The 5,813-nt window shown below is 61.1% G+C and carries 3 protein-coding genes and 1 pseudogene; 2 read left to right on the forward strand and 2 right to left on the reverse strand.

Annotated elements, in window-relative coordinates; translation table 11 throughout:
• Both AC4D2F_RS16805 and AC4D2F_RS16810 read right to left on the reverse strand, forming a co-directional pair.
• Nucleotides 1–217, reverse strand: a pseudogene (locus AC4D2F_RS16805) (hypothetical protein); the annotation flags it as partial.
• A gap of 2,564 nt (nucleotides 218–2,781) precedes the next feature.
• Nucleotides 2,782–3,156, reverse strand: a complete 375-nt coding sequence (locus AC4D2F_RS16810; RefSeq protein ID WP_490911630.1) for a hypothetical protein — start codon at nucleotides 3,154–3,156, stop codon at nucleotides 2,782–2,784.
• 839 nt (nucleotides 3,157–3,995) lie between these two features.
• Between AC4D2F_RS16810 and AC4D2F_RS16815 the strand changes: the two genes are divergently transcribed.
• Complete coding sequence (locus tag AC4D2F_RS16815) at nucleotides 3,996–4,577, forward strand: hypothetical protein (protein ID WP_490911631.1); 582 nt, start codon at nucleotides 3,996–3,998, stop codon at nucleotides 4,575–4,577.
• Between the two features lie 33 nt (nucleotides 4,578–4,610).
• Entirely contained in the window at nucleotides 4,611–5,528 is a 918-nt protein-coding gene (locus AC4D2F_RS16820; RefSeq protein WP_490911632.1) for a tyrosine-type recombinase/integrase, read from the forward strand.
• Nucleotides 5,529–5,813 lie beyond the last annotated feature (285 nt).

The following is a 5,813-nucleotide window of genomic DNA, read 5'->3' on the forward strand; positions in this document are numbered from 1 at the left end:
CCGGTAGTGCCGGCGGCGTGGTGGGGGTGGCAGTGACAGGGGCTTCCAGCATCCGGAGAGCCATGGCTTGGCTCTCAATCAGCCGCTCACGCTCTGTGGCGATCGCTTCGGCCACGGCGGCGCGTTGCTCGGCGGCGGCAAGCCGTGAGCGCAGCGTCTCAAGTTCTTCCCTGAGGGTGTCAGAGGGGGCATCACTGCCCCCCACCAGGGGTATCACGGGGTCATCATGTGCAGGGGGTTTCGTGGTGGGTGACATGAGACCTGAACCGACTAGGGCAGCAATGGGTATGCGCCACCCTGACGGGGTAGCTACCGCTCCCAGTTTCTCTAGATCTTCACGCTTACGTCGAAGTGTGGATACAGAGACGCCGCATGCTTTTGCGGCGGCGGCAAGCCCTAGCACGGGGCCTCCAACAGGGGGTTGCATGCTAGGTAACACGGCCCCTGCTGGGGGCGTCACGCTGGAGGGGGCCATGTGTAGAGAGTATCGGTGTCATGGGTGCCCATCCTTCCCAGGAGTTCTCTCCGCTATGTACTCTTTCGTAACCCATCGGGCTGTCTGGTGGGTGAATAGGAGGCGCGGCTATGAAAAAGTCCACCGTCCGGAGCGTTGTTGCTCCCCTACTCATCGTTGGATTGCTGACGGGAGGGCTCGCTGTTGGAGCCCAAGCCCACGAAGCATCGTCGTCACCGGCTGGGGCAGATCAGCCCCAGGCTTGGGTGTTCTTCGGTTGGAGCTTTCGTGACTGGGGTGGGTTGATGAGACCCCCAACAGGCAGGATGGCTTAGACAGCTAGAGAAGGGCGGGTGCTACGGCATCCGCCCTTCTCCATGCCCGGAACCGGTGGCGATTGGGACCTTCGGTCTGTGGCTACGTCCCGCGCCACGCCGTGTTAAAAGCGATATCCCCGGCGCCGCCAAGCACCAGGGATATCTTCAAGTTGTAGTCAAACTGAATATGGCAAGTCTACCTACTGCGCCAACGGTAGGTACAGACGAACGCGGGAAGGCAACCCCGCGTGTCGGATCCTCACTGATGTGAACATCCCTCACACAACACGCTAAGCCGAGTACCGTAACCAACCGGGTGGCTGTTTACCGGGTCAGAGCCGGTTCCTTTGTCGAGCGTGCAGGCAGGGTCCATCACTGGGTTGAGCAATCCCCAGGATCGAAGGAGTGCCACGGCCTACAGCAGACCCTTGCGGGGTCTGCCGGACCTGTACGCACATGCCGCCACTGCTGCGCCGTAACGAGCCAGCCAGCGAGGAAACCCATACGTCGTACCTACACCGGTGCCGTTCCAACCTGCCTTGATTCACGTCAAGGCAGACTCCTGCCCTCCGTCACCCTGCCCAGTGCCGCCCGGTGTTCCCGCCGTGGTCAAGGTGAGTGGCTGGAAGTACGTCGGAGGGCAGACAAGACAGTATGAGTTTCAGCGAATCCCTTACTCCCTCCCAGGTGAGTTCCGCTGGGGCTCCACTCACCGCCTTATCTCCTGACCAGGACAACTCGACACCCGCTCCGCTGGGGCTTCGCGGGACAGCAACAGCAACGGCCCTCATTGCCCTAACCCTTCTGATAGCCAAATCGACGTACCACGTTCTACTTTCCATGTGAGAGTAGGGAACCATGGTCAGCCGGTAGACTCTGCGTTCGAGTTACAGGTGACAGGGAGAACCAGGATTGGCAAGGCCAAAGGCGCGATACCCACGGACCTGTTTGGAGTGCAAGCAGCTTCCCCGTGAGCAACGGCGACCACACAAGGCTAGGGGCATGTGCGCGATGCATCACCGCGCATGGCTCCGCACGAAGCCTGAGTGCAAGGCGATCAAGTGCGGTAGCCGGCTCATCAGTAAGACCGACTCTCGCCAGGGATACTGCCGAAAGCATGATCACCTTCTGCTGAAGGAACCCCTGCGAACGGCAGACGCCATCGAACGGACACGGAACAAGTTCGTGTCCCAGATCGTCCCGGCCATGGAGTTGGGTTGCTGGGTCTGGGCCGGTCGAACCAACGACAAGGGATACGCCCTGATCAGCGTTGGTAACCACGAGTGGCTTGCCCACCGGTACGCCTTCGGAGCTTTCGTGGGGGGCCACACACCCCGGCACACCCTCGACCACACCTGCCGGCGGCGCGACTGCGTGCGCCCTGATCACCTCATGCCGATGACGTCGAAGCGGAACGTGGATCGTGAGCACGGTGGATCCATCTCGAGGGAAGGAATCCTCGCGGACCTTCTTCTTCTTCCCAGCATGTCGGCAGAAACCATGACATGGGCATCCAGCCGGCGACTCCCGGTAGGAAGGGGGAACCCTAACGCGTCCCCCTTCATGTACGGGCTTGATGGTGAAGCAGTGGCGCACTCGCCGGAGCCGACCAACTATCCCGCAGTGAAAGCTCTCGCCAAAAAGTGAAGGGCGGGGCAGTTGCCTGCCCCGCCCTCCCCTGTCACTCGCCGTGGGGCGGGTGACAGATGATCACCAGGATGAGCCTTGCGAAGTTCACGAGGAAGTTCGCAATCGCCCACCGCTGAGTGGGCTTCTTCTTCATGGCCACTCCTTCAGTGTTGAAGGAGCCCGGGTCAGACACTGCCCATGACACTGGTCATACGACTGGCTAAGACATGCCGTTCCGGCATAACCTAGGTAACGGAGTATTACCAAGGTAAGAGACCGGTTTCCGGGCTCGAGCTGACTCTCTTCGAGTGGGAAGGGGCCCGTTGACGCGGGCCCTTTTCCCGTTAAGAAAGCTGCCAATTGCTCGGCACACCCTTAATCCTAGCGATCCGTGTGCCACTTATAACCACCCTCGCCCCTGTCAGGGACTGGTAGCAGAGGTATCTGGTACACCTGGCGCGACGGCGAGTAGTCGATGGTAGAGCTGAGGCTCTGCTGCCTGACGGTGATGAGCCCCAACTCTTTGAGGGTTGCTATGCCTTTGGTGCGGGTGCTGGATGAGATGCCATACAGGTCCTCCAGCGCTCGTGGGCTTAGCCATACGTCCTTACGACTGCCGCGGGACTCTGCCAGAAGTACCAGGAACATGGCCAGGGCTGCACCATTCATGTCCCCGATGTAGCCGTCGAGCCAGACTTCATTCGGCACTCGAAAGTACTCGTGGTTCGGCTTTTCCTCGGGAGAGGCCGAGAGCATGGCAACTCCTGGGGGAACGTATGGGAGACCATTCCCTTGATCGCTAAGCAGCTTGATCGTCGGAGTGGGCTTGGTAGGTTCCAGGGCAATGAACCGACGCTCTTGCAGCTCCTTGAGGGCTGCGCGCACCCGGCGGGTGCCATTCACTTCCGGGTCCTCTAGGGAGAGAAGTTCAGCCCATACACGTGCTGGTCGCTGGGACTCGTATGGCTTCCCTGAGCACACCCACAGAAGGCTCAGATAGGTCTGCAGCCTTAGGCCTCCGCCTGGTCCGCCGCTTTTGCCATTCCTCTGGTTCAGCATCTGCACCAGAGGGGAAGGACCGTGTGATGTTTTGAGGACGAAAGAACGGCGCACGGGGGCACCTGCGCGCCGCCCGCGGGATAGATCCTCCGAAGTACGCGGCCCCTGAAGCATCACAAAGAGCTTCCGGGCTATTTCATGCTGCTGCTTATTTCTTACAGACATTACAAAAAACGCATTCTTCGAGGCTGGACATACTAGATATCAAGTATACTCATGTAACCCCGTACCTGCCAAGCTTGCGACTTTCGACGGAGTGGTATAGGATCGAGGTAGCGAGGTCACGGATACCGATTGAGACAGGTCGAGACCGCGTGAGTCGGAGTCCTGTTCCCCTTTGCCCCGGGACTCCCCTCTCATCGGTCGCGCATGATGTGACTCTTGTTTGGTTGCAGACACCCCACGCTTGCCAAGCGTGGGGCTGTTTGCGTTAAGGGGTAAAAACTTCCTGACCCGTATGCGAGGGAAGGCGCTAAGACCACCGGGGGCAGCGGCTTAGGCGGCCGGGGCCCCTCCCCCCCCTCCATACTTGACGGATGCCCACCACTGAAGACGCTGAGATATGCGCCATAGGCCTGTGTTTCAACGACCTCGCCTTCAATGCCATGACCGCAGTGGCTACAGTCCTGGCGTTAGTTATCTCTGCTGCCCTTGCTGCTTACTCGGTGTATGTCACACGGAAGGATCAGTCCGAGCGGCGTTTCGCTGATCGTGAGCGCCGGACCCGGGTGTTTGGACACGGGGCGCTGGAGGCCACTGGGGTCCGCGTGCAGGTGACTAACGGGACAGATTTTCCTGTCAACAACGTTGGCGTCTTTGTCATCTCCTACATGTCCAGTCCTGAGCGGAAGGTGCTCCATAGAGGGACTCAAACGGTTATACCTTCTCTGGGGCCGGGCGAGAAGGAAACGCTGTGGCTGGGCTTTGATGACCACAGTTACCTTGCGGACATGAAGGGAAGAATCGGCCTTCGGCTCAGTTTCATGGACATCAACGGCCAGGCGTGGGTTCGCCGCCCTGACGGACGAGTGTTGAAGCAGGAGGAGTTGGGGGGAGGGGCTGGTTTTGATCTGCCAGCAGATATGTACACGTATGACGGGCCGCATACGGCCACTTAGATACCACACGATAATGTCAGTTATCATGTGTGTATGGACCTTGCCCCGATCGTCAGTACACCTGCCAACCTGACTCGACACGAGCGCATCCTCGCCGCGTGGAAGCTATCGCTTCCGTCCTCGCCGCACACCCTCCGGGCGTACACCCGGAATATCAACCAGTTGTGTCAGTGGCTGGACGGGCACGGGCTGGACCTGCTCAGCGTCGAGCGGGTGCATCTCGACGGGTACCGGCACACGCTGACCGGTGCGCCGGCCACCGTGGCTCAGAAGCTCGCGGCTGTCTCCAGCTTCTACCGCTACGCCGTATCGCACGGCGTCATGACCACCAATCCGGCTGAGTTGGTGCAGCGTCCCAAGGTCTCGGCCGATCACTCGGCCACCCAAGGACTCACCAAGGACCAGGCACGCGCTCTGCTCGAGGCGGCGCGAGCCGACAGCCCCCGCTCACACGCCCTGGTAAGCCTGCTCATGTTCACCGGCATCCGGGTCAGTGAAGCGCTCAACGCCAACACCACGGACTACGGTCACGACACCGGGCACCGAACACTGACGGTCCGGCGCAAGGGCGGCACAGTGGCGAAGGTGGCAGTGCCGGCCCCCGCTGTGGAAGCGCTGAACACCTATCTGGGGACCACCGGGCAGGAGTTGGTGACAGCGGCAGGCGATGGCCTGCCGATCTTCACGACGGCGACGGGCAAGCGGTGGGCAGCGTCTGAGGTATTCCGCACCGTGCAGCGGCTGGCCCGCGTGGCGGGCATCGAGGGGGAGATCAGCCCGCACAGTCTCCGGCACGCTTTCGCAACCATCGCACTGGACGCGGGGGTAGCTCTGCATGATCTGCAGGACTCGATGGGGCACGCCGATCCCCGCACCACGCGCCGGTATGACCGGGCGCGGAACAACCTCACAAAATCGGCCGGCTACGACGTCGCACGAGCGCTGTCCTGACGGCCTTCTCACATCGCCTGTAAGCCACACGGTGGGCGCTTATAACGGCCCATCAGAAGCAGGGTGGTAGGGAACTACCTTCAGTGTCTTACAGGGCGTTCTGGTACCAGTGCGGACCGTACAGAGAGCATCCTCAGCGCGTGGCTGACGCCCCGCGTATCCGTTGCCAGAGGGTCAGTCTCGAGGTCACCTGAGGCTGACCAGGTGCCGGCTCTACCGGTAGTGCCGGCGGCGTGGTGGGGGTGGCAGTGACAGGGGCTTCCAGCATCCGGAGAGCCATGGCTT

The sequence above is a fragment of the Arthrobacter sp. TJ-263 genome, assembly GCF_058269155.1.